Here is a 13,782-nt window from a genome sequence, read left to right as displayed (position 1 = left end):
GTAGAGCCGGAACATCAAAATAAATATGGGTTTTGCGCATGTGTCGCCGGGTTGACACCCGGCGTTACCGTTATGGCGCTCCTCCGGAGCTTGAAGAGGTGGGGGGTGGCGGGTTGTGTCTACCGATATGGCACCCCTAACGGGGTTTGAAGAGAAGATGAAGATGGTGTGCCGGTGTCCCAGCCCCGTAGGGGCGGCATATCGGTAGCGCAGGGTGTATGCCCCCCCAAGTTAGGGGGTTTTGTGGTTTTTCCCCAGCCCCGTAGGGGCGATATATAGGTAGCGCAGGGTGAAACCCTGGGAGCCGTAGGGACGGTATATCGGTAGAGCCGGGGCGTTTTTTTCTTCAGTTTTCGAAAGCCATCAGTGCGGTAATGATGGCTTTCGATGCGGTAGAAGATCGGCAGGCGGAACTCTCTTTTTCGGCGAATTCCACTTTTTTTGGAATTGCGGGGGGAACAAGATTGCAGAGGGTTTCCTTTTCAAGCAGTGATGTCATGGCTCTGTCGGCCAGCGGCCCGGTTGCCTGAACGTCACCGTTGCGGCAAAGGGGGTTGCTCTGTAGTTCATGTATGGCGAAATACTCGGCCTCTTTCCGGTTTTTTACGCGATGGAAGTTGAAATATTCGAGCTGGCCGTTTTCCATAACGGTAAGCACAACATGGCTTTTTTCAAGGTCCAGAAGGGTGGTCGCTCCTTCGAAGCAACGTGAGCGGTGAACGGATGGCAGGAGGGGCGAGCCACAGAATGATATCGTGTGGCGTTCAGCGAATTTTGCGGAGAGGGTTGTGAATGGTTCGGCTCGATAGAACAGAACCAGGTGTTTTTCAAGCTTCTCTCCGTTCCTGCAACCGGAGTATGCGGTATGGTCGTGAAGGTACTCTTCGGGTCGGTTCAGAAAGTGCGCTGCTTCGATACGGCACTGTTCCTCGCAGGCTTTCCGGGCAGCATTGGAGGGAAAGTAGGCGTTGAGGGGAAAATAGGCCTCGGGGCAGAAGCATAGCGCCAGAGCCTCGTCTTTCCACTCTTCGGTGAGAGAAAGCAGTTTTTTCAGGCCGCGTGCCGTTTTCTTTCCTTCAAGATCGTTGGTGCCGACTGGAATGGTTTTGCATGCAGTGATAATGTATCCGTCGGAACCGGATGTTTTTATCCGGACAAAAGCGCTTTCGGTGCTGCCGATTGCACAGGCCAACTGACTTTTACTCATTTACTCGAGTGTAAGGTGCTTTTTCAGGATTTCCAGTTTTTTCTTGCCGATGCCCTTCACGTCAAGCAGCTCTTCGTGCCGGCTAACCCGGCCTCCTTTCGATGCCCTGAAGGCGACAAGCCGCCGTGCCATGACCGGGCCAACGCCAGGAATCTGCTGCAGCTGTTTTTCTGTTGCCTTGTTGAATGCAAGGGTTCCGTTAAATACTTTTTTTCCCGAACGTCTTGCCGTTTTTTTTTCATGGGGCTTTTCTTCTTCGAAATCTTCGGGGTAGAGCTGTTCGCCCGAAAGGGTCAGCGCTTCGGTTTCACCGCCTGTTTCTGCCGCAGCGGTGCCGCCGGCAAGTACCGATGCAGCCGCAATCAGACTATCGGTTTCTCTTTCGGAAAACCGTTCATTTTCCCTTTGCTGCAAAAGCGTATCGGCATCGCGTACAGACCGGAAATTCCTTACAGCACCGCCAAGTACGAGAAATACCACCAGAAGGGAGATAACAGATATTTCGGCTCTGGTCAGGCTTAACCTGACAGCAAGCCTCTCAAGAGGGTTCATGGCGCAGGAACGGCTTTTTCTTTCAGATAAAAAGACGCTTTACCCTGCTCGATACCGAGCAGAGCACCTCGTAACTGATACTTCCGGTACTGCCTGCAATGTCGTCGGCCGAAGGGCCTTCCCATCCGAATAATATAGCGTTATCGCCGGTTTTTACATCATGGTCCGTACCGAGATCTATCATGATCTGGTCCATGGTAACCGTGCCGACCTGCGGGAAGGATTTCCCGTTGATGACCACCGTTCCGCGATTTGAGAGTGCTCTCGGGTAACCATCGGCGTATCCGGCGGCAATGGTAGCGATCCTGCGGGGTCCGGGTGCCACCCAGGTTCGGTTGTAACTGACCGTGGTGCCTGGCGTGACGGATTTGATGAACACTACTTTCGCTTCGACCTGCATGACCGGCCTTACACTGACCGGTGAGGGCATTCCGGGGTCCGGGAGATAGCCGTAGAGCAGAATACCGGGACGCACCATGTCAAGCCATGCGTCTTTGCGGCAGAGAATTGGGCCGCTGCTTGCAGCATGCTTGCATACGGTTCGGCCGCTTTCAGACTGGTATTGCATGACGAGCTCCCGGAACCGTTCGAGCTGGAATGCGGTATAGCCGTCGGGTTTCGATCCTTCGGCGAAATGGGTATAGATGCCTTTGAGGGTGAGGTGCGGCGAACGGTCGATCGTCCGGAGCAGTTCCATGGTTTCCGAAGGGTGGAGGCCGAGGCGCCCCATGCCGGTATCGACCTTTACCTGCAGGGTGAGTTTTCTGCCGCAGGCGACGGCTTTTTCTTCGGCAGCCCGAAGAATGTCGAAACTGCAGATGGTCATTTCGATATCGTGCTGCAGATAGGCGTCGATCTGCGGCAACAGAGGAGAGGAGAATGCAAGAATGGAGGCCGGCTTTTTCAGGGTTTTCCCTGTCCGCAGCGCAATGGCTTCCTGAATGTTCGCAACGCCGAAGTCGCTGACCCCTCCATTTTCAAGCGTTCCTGCAACGCGGTGCACACCGTGCCCGTAGGCGTTTGCCTTTACGACACCCATGATACGAACATGCTCACCCGTCCATTGCCTGATAGCGCGGATGTTCCCGTCGAGGTGCGACAGTGCGATGCGGGCTTCCGCCATGGGCAGGGGCGCTGAATCGGTCATGGGCTGTTCGGTCTTTTTCCGGTTATAAAACGTTCAGTAATAAAACATTTTTTGCCCCTGATTGTCAAACCGGAAGTTTGACACATTGTTTGAGTCTCTGGAGGTGCCGCCGCGAACTTCCCGGGAATGGCCGACATTGCCGGTTGACGTCATGATATAGAGCTCTTTTCGGCATATCGGGGATTCGTCAATTAATGTATATCTTATACGGAAACGACGTTGCGCGATGCGCAGCATGCAACCTATCATCATCAATCATCATGTCGAACCACGATATTTTCGGGATTTCAGCAGAGACTCCTCTTGTGACCGTCAGGCAGATGGCACGCCATATCAAACCGAAAGTCACGGCAAAGCTTGAGTATATGAACCCGGCCTGTTCGCACTATTACCGGGCGGCTTCGGCGGTCATTCGCGATGCCGAGGAGCGCAGACTCATTCATCCCGGCATGACCCTCGTGGACTGGACTTACGGCAACAGCGGCATAGCGCTTGCGATGGCTGGTGTGAGCCGGGGGTATAAACTGCTTCTGGCGGCTCCCGACAAGATATCCCGTGAAAAGCAGGATGTGCTCCGTGCGCTTGGAGCCGAAATGGTGATCACCCCTTCGGATGCCTTGCCCGGGGAACCGCGAAGCTGCATGAAGGTGGCCGAAAGCCTGGTCAGGAACATACCCAATGCTTTTTTTGCCGATATGTACGAGAATCCGGTAAGCCGGGATGTGCATGCCGGCTATACCGGACGGGAGATACTGCGTCAGACGGATGGCCGGGTAACGCATGTGTTCGTGCCCATGATTTCCGGGGCTATGATTTCCGGAATCGGTCATTTTCTCAAAACCGAAAAACCTTCGGTGAAGATTATCGGCGTAGAACCTGAAGGTTCGGTTTACCAGAGTCTTTTCAGGAGCGGGGAGGCATCGAGGCCGGCAGCCTGGGAGCTGGAGGAGATAGGTGCGATGAAGGCTTCAGGGTTCTGGGATCCTTCGGTTATCGACGATATCGTTCAGGTTGGCGACAATGATGCGTTCAATTGCGGCCGCGAACTGCTGCGTGCGGAAGCGATTTTTGCCGGAGGGGCGTCCGGCGCGGTTATGGCGGCGGCATTGCAGAGGGCTGCAGCATATGGTGACGAGGATTGTGTTGTGGCCGTGCTGAACGATTTCGGAGGTTACTATCTCAGCAAGATGTTCAGCGATGTATGGATGAAGCAGAAGGGCTTCTATCGTAAAACCAAAAACGCGCTCGAGCAGATTACCGCCGAAGATATTCTGCAGCTCAAGGCGCGCATGGACCTCATTTTTGCCAGTCCGGAAACCACGCTTGCCGAAGTTTTCGAAATGATGAAGCAGAACGATGTGTCGCAGCTGCCGATTGTTTCCTATGGCACGCCTATTGGCAGTATCAGCGAAAACAAGATTCTTTCGATTCTTATCGAAAACGATGAGGCCATGAACTCGAAAGTGGTGGGCTTCATGGAGCAGCCTTTTCCGGTATGCCGGCCCGATGCGACCATCTCGGAGCTTTCGGGCAAGCTGCAGCAAAGCGCATCAGGCGTGCTGATCAGCCTTTCTGACGGCAGGCTGCAGCTGCTTACGAAATCAGATCTTATCGATGCACTGACGCATAAGTAGCCGTTATCTTTTTTTTCAGGCTCCCGGTGAAAAAGGGGTTCCTGAAGAAAGTAATAGGTTTTGTGGTGTCCGCGGCATATCATTCCCTTTCCGGAGCTGGAGCAACGGTTTTCATGAAGTTTCTCCGGAGCGAAAAAAAACAGTTTCGGGGCCGTTTTCAGGGCGTTCTGCGGCATCAGGAAAATTATCCGGTTGTTTTTTTTTGGAGTTTTCCTTATTTAAGCAGTCCTGAAGTTTCCGGATTCTCTTTGCTGTATCCGCCGGTCCTCGGGTATTGAAAAAGGTCTGCTTCGCAAGACGGATGTGCTCTTATGTTACCGCAGAGTCGGGTGCAAGGTTATCGGGCGCATTATCAACCAGCAAAGTCATATGAAGGTAGAGTCGAGAAAAAGACAGTTTATTTTGGAGGGCAAGATCAAGCCCGGCTTCTGTGAAGGTTGTGGCCAGGTTACCAAAAAAGTCTTTGTCGGCGAATGGATTCCCAGTGACAAGCCCAGGGTTGACGACCTGCTTGATGCAAAGCCCCCGAAAAAATCCAGAGAAGCCAAAGGCCAGCATGAAGATCAGCCGCCGTCAGCGGAAAACCAGTACTGGATCCGTTGTTCGGTGTGCAACCAGGTGCACCTGCTCAAGGAGTGGCAGATCCAGATCGACAGGGAGCTGAGTCCTGAAGAGCTGAAGCCGTGTGACTGCCAGGTGTACTCTCCGCACGGCATCTATGCCAAGGGAGATGCGCTTTATCATCAGGCTCTCGATGAGGTAGGGGTGGTTCGCGAAAAACAGGCTACCGGAAGCGGCGCTTATGTTATTATTGTGGAATTTTGTAAAAGCGGCAGAAAACAGCTGCTTGAAAACGTTCAGGTCAATTCCGGCAAGGAAAAGAGTTCCGAAAGCCTGACCGATCTTATCAAACTGAAATTAAGACGTTGATCTTTATTTTTACAAAGGGGGTGAATACTTTTGGTTAGTGTGCAGATTAATGATAACGAATCCATCGACAAGATGCTGAAGCGCTTCAAGAAAAAATACGAGCGTGCCGGTGTGTTGAAGGAGTTTCGAAAAAGAGCATACTTTGTCAAACCGTCAGTGGATAGCCGTCTGAAACGTTCGAGATGCAAGCGCAGGGCGCAGAGAGCGAATGAAGAGTGCAATTCCTGATAATCAGGTTTGAATCATGATGTTAAAAAGCAGCTCCTTTCGGAAGGGAGTTGCTTTTTTTTATGGCACCTTTCGGAAAAGAAAAAAAACAGAGAAATACATGGGTGTTTTTAAAGGTGAAGTAACGGCGCTGCCTCCCGACAAGTCGATCTCCCACCGTGCTGCGCTGATAGGTTCTCTTGCGGAGGGGGTTACGGAAATTACCAACTTTTCGGCGGGGTTCGACAATCAGTCGACGCTCGGAGTGTTGCGGGATGCCGGTATCGGGATTATCCAGGAAGAGGTTGCGGGCGCTTACGGACGCCCTGTCAGAAAGGTGATTGTGACTTCGCGCGGGCTCTGGAGCTTTATCGCGCCGCAAAAGCCGCTGATGTGCAACAACTCCGGCAGCACCATGCGGATGTTTGCCGGCATTCTGGCCGCCCAGCCTTTCGAGAGTGAGCTTGTGGGCGACAGTTCGCTCATGAAGCGTCCCATGAAGCGGATTGCCGATCCCCTGCGCATGATGGGCGCTATGATCGAGCTTTCCCAGGCAGGAACGGCACCCGTACGCATAAAGGGCGATAAAGATCTTTCTCCGATCGATTACCGGCTTCCGGTTCCTTCGGCCCAGGTGAAATCGCTTGTTGCTTTTGCCGCCCTGCACGCCGATGGCGAGTCGAGAATTCAGGAACCGGTACGCTCCCGCGACCATACCGAGCTTATGCTCGGTCTTGAAACCCTCGACACTCCGGACGGTCAGCGCACGATCATCATCCAGGGACGAAAAACCATTCCGGCCCGCCCGTTCCATGTTCCCTCCGATCCTTCGGCGGCCTGTTTTCTCGTTGCGCTTGCCCTTCTCGGAGTCGGTTCGGAAATCATCATCCGGGATGTCTGTCTCAACCCGACGCGTGTGGAGTTCATTCCGGTGCTCAGGGGTGCCGGTGCGGACATCACCATCGAAAACAGCCGGGTCATAGGCGGTGAATGCATCGGCGACATTCTGGTGCGCAGCACTGTCGGCCTGAACCCGCTCGTCATTAGCAACCGGACGGTTGTTGCCGGCGTAATCGATGAACTGCCGATGCTGTCGGTACTGTCGGCTTTTGCCTCCGGGGAGTTCGAGCTGCATAATGCCGAGGAGCTTCGAACCAAGGAGAGCGACCGCATCAACGCCATTGTGGTGAACCTCGAGCGTCTCGGTTTCGATTGCGAGCAGTACCCCGACGGGTTCAGGGTGATAGGCCGTCGGACCAGACCTTCCGGGACGGTAGCCGTCGAATGTTTCGACGATCACCGGATCGCCATGAGCTTCGCCGTTGCAGCTCGCGCTACCGGTGAGGCCATAGAGCTATCCCAGACCGATGTTGTGGGGGTTTCCTTTCCCAATTTTTTTGATATTATCGACAGCCTCACCCTCTGAAGGGCTTGGGGCATCGGCCGGCTCAGTGCGTTTCGAGCCGGCCGATATGGTCGATCAGGGCGCGATTGAACGCTTCCGGTCGCTCCATGTTCGACAGATGGCCGGCATTCTCAACCAGCTCCAGGCGGGCTCCGGGAATGCCGGAGGCAATGGCTCGGGCGGTTTCGGGAGTGGTGAGCCGGTCTTCGCTGCCGTTCAGCACCAGAACCGGGCAGGCGATATCAGGGAGCAGCGCGGTGGCATCCGCACGGTTCATGATGGCTTTCATGGCCGAGGTGATGGCGGCGCGGGATTGACGGGTTATCATGGCTTCCGCCCGGTCGACGAGCGAGGGGTCGGACGTGTATGTTGCCGGAGCGAAATAATTCGGCATCATACGCCTGACCGCTTCTCCGGGTCCCCCGGTTTCCACGGCTTCAATGAACTCCTGCCGCTGCCGTACAGCTTCGGGAGCATCGGCTTCCGCACGGGTATCGCACAGCACCAGCGAAGCGGTACGTTCGGGGTAGAGCCGGTAAAAGGCAAACGCCTGGTATCCTCCCATCGAGAGCCCTGCAACAGTGGCCTTTTCGCATCCGGTTCCATCAAGCATGGCTGCAATGTCGCTGGCATATTCCTCGAATGTCCAGTCCGTTTTTTCCGGCGATCCTTCGATGCCGTAGGCGTTCGGCGCTATGGCGGCAATTCCGGCATCTTCAAGTGCCCTGAGCTGTTCATCCCACATTGCGGCTGAAAGCGGGAATGCATGCAGCAGCAATACGGTGTGATCGGCACGGTGTGAGGATATATCTTTGGTGGTACGGCTGGTCAGCATCCGTTCAGACATTATCCGGTTTGACATGTCCCTTGATCTCCCGGATTATGTTGTTTGCTTCGTTGAGGATTTTTTTCGCTTCATCGCGGGCCGTGTCGATGATCTCCTGAGATCGCTTTTTCGCCTCGTTGCTGTAGGTGCTGTCGTGCTCGGTGCTTTCATAGTAATCGGAGGCCTTGTCGATCGCGTGCTTGACCTTTCCGGAAATGATCTGCTGGGTTTCGGTGCCCTTGTGCGGGGCAAAGAGCAGTCCCATGACGGTGCCGGCCGCCGCTCCGAGCGCCGCTCCGAAGAAAAGCCCCTTGTAGAATTTGTCCTGCTGCTGTTGTTCCATGATTATGTCCGGATTTGAAGGTACCTCAATAACTTTAGAAATCGGTCATCACATTTTATAGAGGTGTCCTTGATTAGGTTGAGTAGTGATCGTTTGTGTTACTGATAGATACATAAATTTCAGGATTTCATGATCGGAGAATCTCCATCACCTGCTTCATCGAGTCCGAAATTTTTTCGGCAAGATTCTCACGACAGAGCAACCTGAATTTTTTAGTGTAACGCTCGAACGAGAGAATAAAATCCGAACGGAAGACCGATTCTCCGAAATCGTCGAAACGGCAGTACTCCGAAGAGAGCTGCAGACCGTAGTGTAAATGCTCCGGGCGGGTAGGATAAACCCGTAGTTCCCTCAGGTCGTTGTAGTCGAAAATATCCTTGCCCGAAGGCGGATCTATCAGCACTTCCAGGCCGCTGAGGTTCATATGGTAACGGCTGGAGAGAAAACGGCAGATCTCCCGTTCTTTTTTTCGGCAGAGCGAACTGTCCGTGGCATAGGCAAACCAGCGGGTGTCCGTTCCGTTTTCCGTATAGGGCGGAATGGTCAGGGCTCGCTTGTAGACCCTCCTGTGCAGAATGTCTTCAAGCAGCAGGTTTTGCGCCACGGCATGCTTCGGAACCATGGCTTTCAGTTCGAACAGCACCCGATCATCGGCATTGTCGTAAAAGAGATCCTGCAGTTCACGGCCCACCATCAGCTCTTCGTCGATCAGCGCCTGCAGCAAACGCCGGAGCATGGCGGAAAGCGATCTGCCGGTATGGTGCCAGTAGACATTGCGCATCATCATATACTTGGCAAAGAGCAGGCTTTCAAGCGGTGCAATGCCTTTTTCGGTTATGGCAAAACGCTCCCGTTCCGGATCGGGCACAAATGATTCTATCAGCCGTTCGATGTCGATGCTTCCGTACGGAATGTTGCAGTGGTGCGCATCGCGCATAAGGTAATCCATCTTGTCGGGATCGAGCGTGCCGCTGATCAGCTTTCCGAAACCGCTTTTCGAACTGCCTCTGATCAGGGCGATCACCTCGTCCGGTTCCACCCGCCACTCTTCGTGGAGAATTTCGGCAATTGCGGGAAATCCCGGCTGTTCCTGATTGATGAAGCGTCCGCAAAGCTCTTCATGATGCGAGAACGCCGGACCCGAACTGCCACAGGGGATCTGTTCCTCGATTACATGGGCATGCGGGTAGTGGCCGATGTCGTGCAGGAGGCACGCTGCGAGCAGCATGCGGCAGCTCCCGTCGTCGAAACGGAAGCTGTTTTTCTGCAGGCTGAGGGCAAGCGGGCTGCTCACCATCCGCTGCAGAATCAGTTTCATCAGGTGGTATACTCCGATCGAGTGCTCAAAACGGGTATGCGTCGCGCCAGGATAGACCTGTTGTGAGAAAGAGAGCTGGCGGATACCTTTCAGGCGCATGAACGAAGGATGGGCAAGAATATGTTTCAGCGGGTCGCTTAAAGGGATGTGGCCCCATACGGGGAGTCTGATAAATCCGCCTTCAGCACGGAAAAGGAATTGTTCGGCGATCATGAAAATCTTTTTTTGGGACTCCCTGTCAATCTCCGGTCGCACCGTTACGGTGCTTAGGGATTCAAGATACGCAACAAATCACGCTGGACAAACAGATGGGTAGAGGGAATCGTTGACAGGTATGGCGCAGGTTGAGGCAAACAGACGGGCAAAAAAAAACTGCCGTTTTGCAACGGCAGTTTTCGCGGATACTGTAAACGGTAAGGCTTAGTACCTTGGGCGGGACATCGGGCGCTCTTCACGAGGTTTTGCCTCGTTGACCTTGATGGTTCTGCCGTTTAAATCGCTGTCGTTCAGGGAAGAAATCGCCTGCAATGCCTCTGCATTGTTCGGCATTTCAACGAAACCGAATCCCTTGGAACGGCCGGTGAACTTGTCGGTGATGACGCTGGAGCTTGATACTTCTCCGAATTCGCCGAAAGTGTCACGAAGATCGGCTTCGGTTACGCCGTAATCAAGATTGCCAATGTAAATGTTCATACTTGTAGCATAGTAATTCGTGCTTTGATCAAAAAGAGAAAGGCTGTCAAATAACCAAAAGCACAAATCACTTGAAAGCTTTCAGACCAACTGTTGGCCTAACAAATTATTATACCTTTTATTTTTTCATAAAACAAACGGAAAATAATCCGGACAGGTTATCCTGCAGCGCGCCGGGCATCTTTAAGGTGCAGACGGCAGACCTTGCGGAAATGGTGCCCGTAAATGGCCAGCGTTACGGCAAGCGGCAGCGACTGCTGGCGGTTGAAGAATGTCCAAATCAGTATTTTCCAGTATTGGAACCGCTCTTTTCCGATGATGCCGAGCAACACCGTTGAGCGGGCAAAAGCCATCAGCTGGCTCATTCTGAACCTGCTTCCGATCTGGCCGGCCGGCACCCTGTATTCCTCCAGTAGTGTACGGATTCGCCTGTAGTAGTATTTCGGGGTGTAGAGGTGGTTCATCATTTCCCGATACCCTTTTTTCAGCATCTCGGCGTCCATTCTCGGGATGATGTTGGTGTTGCTGTCGGCGTTGTCGCCGCTGGAGTTTTCGAGCAGCCGTCCTTCGCTTTGCATGCGTTCGTAGAGCCGAGTGCCGGGCAGGGCCTGCAGGATGCCGACCATGGCGGTTACGATTCCGCTTTTCTGGATGAACTCGATCTGTTTCTGGAAAATCGACGGGGTATCGCTGTCGAAACCGACAATGAATCCGCCCTGAACCTCTATACCGGCGCTCTGGATTCGCCGGATGTTCTCCAGCATGTCTCGCGACGTGTTGTGCTGTTTACCGCATGCCTGCAGCGCTTTATCATCGGGGGTTTCGATGCCGATAAAAACCTGGTTGAATCCAGCGCGAACCATAAGATCCATCAGTTCGGTGTCGTCGGCCAGATTGATGGAGCATTCGGTATAGAACTTCGTCGAGACGCCGTTCGACTCTCTCCATGCTATCAGTTCGGGAAGCAGCTCTTTTTTCAGGTACGATTTGTGGGCGATGAAGTTGTCGTCCACAAAAAAGACGCTGTCACGCCAGTTCATGCTTCTGAGTCTTTCAAGCTCGGTTATGATCTGCCTGCTGGTTTTGGTGCGGATTTTATGGCCGAAAAGGGTGGTGACATTGCAGAAATCGCATTGGTAGGGGCAGCCGCGTGAAAACTGTATGGCCATCGAGGCGTATTTCTGCATATCGAGCAGTTCCCATTTCGGCGCCGGCGTCCGGGTTATATCGGGGAACTCTCCGGTAGTATAGAGCTTTTTCGCGCACCCGTTTTTCAGATCCTCGATAAAAAGCGGCAGGGTCAGTTCGGCTTCATTCAGCACAAAGTGATCGACTTCGCCAAACTGTTCATGTCCGGTGGTAAAGAGCGGGCCGCCGGCTACCACGGTTACTCCTGCAATCCTGCATAGGGCGATCACTTCACGGGCGGATTTCTGCTGAACTCCCATGGCGCTGATAAAGACCATATCGGCCCAGTCGAGATCGTCCTGTTTCAGTGAACGGACGTTCAGGTCGACAAGCCGCTGCTCCCAGCTTTCGGGAAGCATGGCGGCTACGGTTACAAGGCCGAGCGGCGGAAGCGAAGCGCTTTTCCTGACGAATTTGAGTGCATGCTTGAAGCTCCAGAAGGTGTCCGGAAATTCAGGGTAGATAAGAAGAAGTTTCATGGCGTTATGCGCCCTCCGGCAGGTTAAGAACAGAAAATCCGAACGCTGCCTTTCCAGCGGCAACGGCCTGTTGCTTTAAAAACAAGAGAAAGGTTCTTTTAATTCCTGGGAGGAGATTAACGACGGCGCTTCCGTTCCCGGGTGCTCAGTATCGCTCGAGGGTGAACTTTTCGCCAAGGTAGTGCTTGCGGGCTTCGGGGCTGTCGGCGATCTCCTGCGGGGTGCCCTGCATGAAAATGCTTCCGTCGAAAAGCAGGTAGGCGTGGTTGGTGATGGAGAGGGTTTCGTGGACGTTATGGTCGGTGATGAGCACTCCGATGTTGCGTTTTACGAGATCCTGCACAATCTGCTGAATATCTTCAACGGCAATAGGATCAACTCCGGCAAACGGTTCATCGAGCAGAATGAATTTCGGGTCGAGCGCCAGAGCCCTGGCGATTTCCGTACGGCGGCGTTCTCCTCCGGAGAGTGCGTAGCCCATGCTTTTTCGGATATGGGCAATGCCGAGGTCTTCGAGCATTTTTTCGGTTTTCTCGTGCTGTTCGGCTTTTGAAAGGGATGTGAATTCAAGCACGCTGAGGATGTTCTCTTCAACGGTCATCTTGCGGAACACCGAGGCTTCCTGCGGCAGATAGCCGATGCCGAGCCGGGCGCGCTTGTACATGGGCAGACCGGTGATTTCCGCTCCGTCAAGCATTACCTTTCCTCCGTCAGGGCGTACAAGCCCAACAATCATGTAAAAGGTGGTGGTTTTGCCTGCACCGTTGGGCCCCAGGAGCCCTACGATTTCACCCTGTTTGACTTCAAGCGTCGAGCTTTTTACAACTTCGCGCTTGTTGTAGATTTTTTTAAGCCCGCTGCAGCCCAGTGTCGATTTCATGCCTTACGATGTGAATGTCTTAACCGCTATTTTGCTATACTGTTTCTATGATATCTAATTTACAATTAATGGGCTCTCTAAAAAGTGCAATGAGCGATCAAAGAATTCAGGCTCCATAAAGGAGCTCGAGTATTGAAAAGCGGACGGAGCGGAGAATCTGGAGTGTGCATGTAGTACATGAGGATTTCGAGCACCTGTCAACGCAGCGATTTCGGCACGTAATACCTTTTTGGAGATGCCCTTATCAGGTCAATCAGCATGGGGAAAGTAATGCCTTACAAGGGGGTTTGGCCCCGGATTCACGAGTCGGTGTTCATGACCGACGGTGCATTTGTTATCGGCGATGTGCATATCGGTGCTCAGTCGAGTATCTGGTTCAACGCTGTGGTGCGGGGTGACGTCTGCCCGATACGCATCGGGGAAAAGTGCAGCGTGCAGGATAATGTAACCCTGCATGTTACACACGATACCGGGCCGCTTGTCATCGGCAACTTCGTAACCATAGGCCATGGCGCGGTGCTGCATGCATGCACGGTAAAGGATTATGTGCTGATCGGAATGGGTGCGGTGCTGCTTGACGATTGTGTGGTTGAACCCTACTCTGTTGTTGCTGCGGGTTCGCTGGTGAAACAGGGATTTATCGTGCCTTCCGGCATGCTGGTTGCCGGGGTACCGGCCAAGGTGATTCGTCCGATAACCGATGCCGAGCGGAGGAATATAGAAGAGTCGCCGGAAAACTATGTGCGTTATGCACAGAACTACCGCGACGGTGGAGAGCAGGTATAACCGTTTTCCTCTTCGGAGGTTATGCGGTTTCTGCTTTATTCCCTGTTACGCGGTCGATTTTTTCAGCAGAGTTCTTTTCGGTTTCAGTTTTAGCTAAATTGTTCAGGAAGTTGGTCCTGAAACAGCCTCAGTAACGGAGCCAGCCCGGCCCCGTCAGTTTTTTTTTATCCTATGAATTTTTTTCTGC

Annotated in this window: 14 protein-coding genes; 5 read left to right on the top strand and 9 right to left on the bottom strand. The window is 53.3% G+C overall.

Annotation, left to right across the window (positions count from 1 at the left end; translation table 11 throughout):
- Positions 1–346: 346 nt before the first annotated feature.
- From K9G39_RS07830 to alr, 3 genes are read right to left on the bottom strand one after another with little or no spacing between them, the layout of a single operon-like run.
- Positions 347–1,207: a hypothetical protein gene (locus K9G39_RS07830; protein WP_292004365.1), complete on the bottom strand. Its 861-nt coding sequence runs from the start codon at positions 1,205–1,207 to the stop codon at positions 347–349.
- Entirely contained in the window at positions 1,208–1,759 is a 552-nt protein-coding gene (locus K9G39_RS07825) for a helix-hairpin-helix domain-containing protein (protein WP_292004364.1), read from the bottom strand.
- A 22-nt stretch (positions 1,760–1,781) separates the two neighbouring features.
- Positions 1,782–2,906 (bottom strand): alanine racemase, encoded by a 1,125-nt coding sequence (gene alr, locus K9G39_RS07820; RefSeq protein WP_292004363.1) that lies wholly within the window; start codon positions 2,904–2,906, stop codon positions 1,782–1,784.
- Positions 2,907–3,166: 260 nt separating this feature from the next.
- Here alr and K9G39_RS07815 point away from each other — a divergent pair, with 260 nt between their 5' ends.
- From K9G39_RS07815 to aroA, 4 genes are all read left to right on the top strand, one after another.
- Complete coding sequence (locus K9G39_RS07815) at positions 3,167–4,540, top strand: pyridoxal-phosphate dependent enzyme (protein WP_292004362.1); 1,374 nt, start codon at positions 3,167–3,169, stop codon at positions 4,538–4,540.
- 369 nt (positions 4,541–4,909) lie between these two features.
- Positions 4,910–5,470 (top strand): hypothetical protein, encoded by a 561-nt coding sequence (locus K9G39_RS07810; RefSeq protein ID WP_292004361.1) that lies wholly within the window; start codon positions 4,910–4,912, stop codon positions 5,468–5,470.
- Positions 5,471–5,500: 30 nt separating this feature from the next.
- Positions 5,501–5,698, top strand: coding sequence for a 30S ribosomal protein S21 (rpsU, locus tag K9G39_RS07805; protein WP_292004360.1), 198 nt, complete (start codon positions 5,501–5,503; stop codon positions 5,696–5,698).
- 100 nt (positions 5,699–5,798) lie between these two features.
- A complete protein-coding gene (gene aroA / locus K9G39_RS07800) occupies positions 5,799–7,103 on the top strand; it encodes a 3-phosphoshikimate 1-carboxyvinyltransferase (RefSeq protein ID WP_292004359.1) in 1,305 nt (434 codons plus the stop codon).
- A gap of 22 nt (positions 7,104–7,125) precedes the next feature.
- Here the strand turns inward: aroA and K9G39_RS07795 are convergent, their stop codons facing one another.
- From K9G39_RS07795 to lptB, 6 genes are all read right to left on the bottom strand, one after another.
- Positions 7,126–7,929 (bottom strand): alpha/beta fold hydrolase, encoded by an 804-nt coding sequence (locus tag K9G39_RS07795; RefSeq protein WP_292004358.1) that lies wholly within the window; start codon positions 7,927–7,929, stop codon positions 7,126–7,128.
- Positions 7,922–8,251 (bottom strand): YtxH domain-containing protein, encoded by a 330-nt coding sequence (locus K9G39_RS07790; RefSeq protein ID WP_292004357.1) that lies wholly within the window; start codon positions 8,249–8,251, stop codon positions 7,922–7,924. The genes K9G39_RS07795 and K9G39_RS07790 overlap by 8 nt, the downstream gene beginning before the upstream one ends.
- 127 nt (positions 8,252–8,378) lie before the next feature.
- The gene (locus tag K9G39_RS07785; RefSeq protein ID WP_292004356.1) at positions 8,379–9,782 is read right to left on the bottom strand and encodes an HD domain-containing protein; all 1,404 of its coding nucleotides are present in this window, start codon (positions 9,780–9,782) and stop codon (positions 8,379–8,381) included.
- Between the two features lie 207 nt (positions 9,783–9,989).
- On the bottom strand, positions 9,990–10,262 hold the full coding sequence (locus K9G39_RS07780) for an RNA-binding protein (protein WP_292004355.1): 273 nt from the start codon (positions 10,260–10,262) through the stop codon (positions 9,990–9,992).
- A 158-nt stretch (positions 10,263–10,420) separates the two neighbouring features.
- A complete protein-coding gene (locus tag K9G39_RS07775) occupies positions 10,421–11,929 on the bottom strand; it encodes a B12-binding domain-containing radical SAM protein (RefSeq protein WP_292004354.1) in 1,509 nt (502 codons plus the stop codon).
- A gap of 145 nt (positions 11,930–12,074) precedes the next feature.
- Positions 12,075–12,809 carry an LPS export ABC transporter ATP-binding protein gene (gene lptB / locus K9G39_RS07770; protein ID WP_292004353.1) on the bottom strand — a complete coding sequence of 245 codons (735 nt, stop codon included), beginning with the start codon at positions 12,807–12,809 and terminating at the stop codon, positions 12,075–12,077.
- 258 nt (positions 12,810–13,067) lie between these two features.
- On the opposite strand from lptB, the gene K9G39_RS07765 reads away from it, so the two are divergent.
- Complete coding sequence (locus K9G39_RS07765; RefSeq protein ID WP_292004352.1) at positions 13,068–13,595, top strand: gamma carbonic anhydrase family protein; 528 nt, start codon at positions 13,068–13,070, stop codon at positions 13,593–13,595.
- Positions 13,596–13,782 lie beyond the last annotated feature (187 nt).

This window comes from Chlorobium sp., from assembly GCF_021740465.1.
Classification (GTDB): Bacteria; Bacteroidota; Chlorobiia; order Chlorobiales; family Chlorobiaceae; genus Chlorobium.
Note: the sequence above shows the minus strand (reverse complement) of the source record. Positions and strands in the feature narration are given on the sequence as shown.

Coding starts and splice junctions, on each gene's coding strand:
- K9G39_RS07830 (WP_292004365.1), bottom strand. CDS start 1,207: ATGAGTAAAAGTCAGTTGGCCTGTGCAATCGGCAGCACCGAAAGCGCT.
- K9G39_RS07825 (WP_292004364.1), bottom strand. CDS start 1,759: ATGAACCCTCTTGAGAGGCTTGCTGTCAGGTTAAGCCTGACCAGAGCC.
- alr (WP_292004363.1), bottom strand. CDS start 2,906: ATGACCGATTCAGCGCCCCTGCCCATGGCGGAAGCCCGCATCGCACTG.
- K9G39_RS07815 (WP_292004362.1), top strand. CDS start 3,167: ATGTCGAACCACGATATTTTCGGGATTTCAGCAGAGACTCCTCTTGTG.
- K9G39_RS07810 (WP_292004361.1), top strand. CDS start 4,910: ATGAAGGTAGAGTCGAGAAAAAGACAGTTTATTTTGGAGGGCAAGATC.
- aroA (WP_292004359.1), top strand. CDS start 5,799: ATGGGTGTTTTTAAAGGTGAAGTAACGGCGCTGCCTCCCGACAAGTCG.
- K9G39_RS07795 (WP_292004358.1), bottom strand. CDS start 7,929: ATGTCTGAACGGATGCTGACCAGCCGTACCACCAAAGATATATCCTCA.
- K9G39_RS07790 (WP_292004357.1), bottom strand. CDS start 8,251: ATGGAACAACAGCAGCAGGACAAATTCTACAAGGGGCTTTTCTTCGGA.
- K9G39_RS07785 (WP_292004356.1), bottom strand. CDS start 9,782: ATGATCGCCGAACAATTCCTTTTCCGTGCTGAAGGCGGATTTATCAGA.
- K9G39_RS07780 (WP_292004355.1), bottom strand. CDS start 10,262: ATGAACATTTACATTGGCAATCTTGATTACGGCGTAACCGAAGCCGAT.
- K9G39_RS07775 (WP_292004354.1), bottom strand. CDS start 11,929: ATGAAACTTCTTCTTATCTACCCTGAATTTCCGGACACCTTCTGGAGC.
- lptB (WP_292004353.1), bottom strand. CDS start 12,809: ATGAAATCGACACTGGGCTGCAGCGGGCTTAAAAAAATCTACAACAAG.
- K9G39_RS07765 (WP_292004352.1), top strand. CDS start 13,068: ATGGGGAAAGTAATGCCTTACAAGGGGGTTTGGCCCCGGATTCACGAG.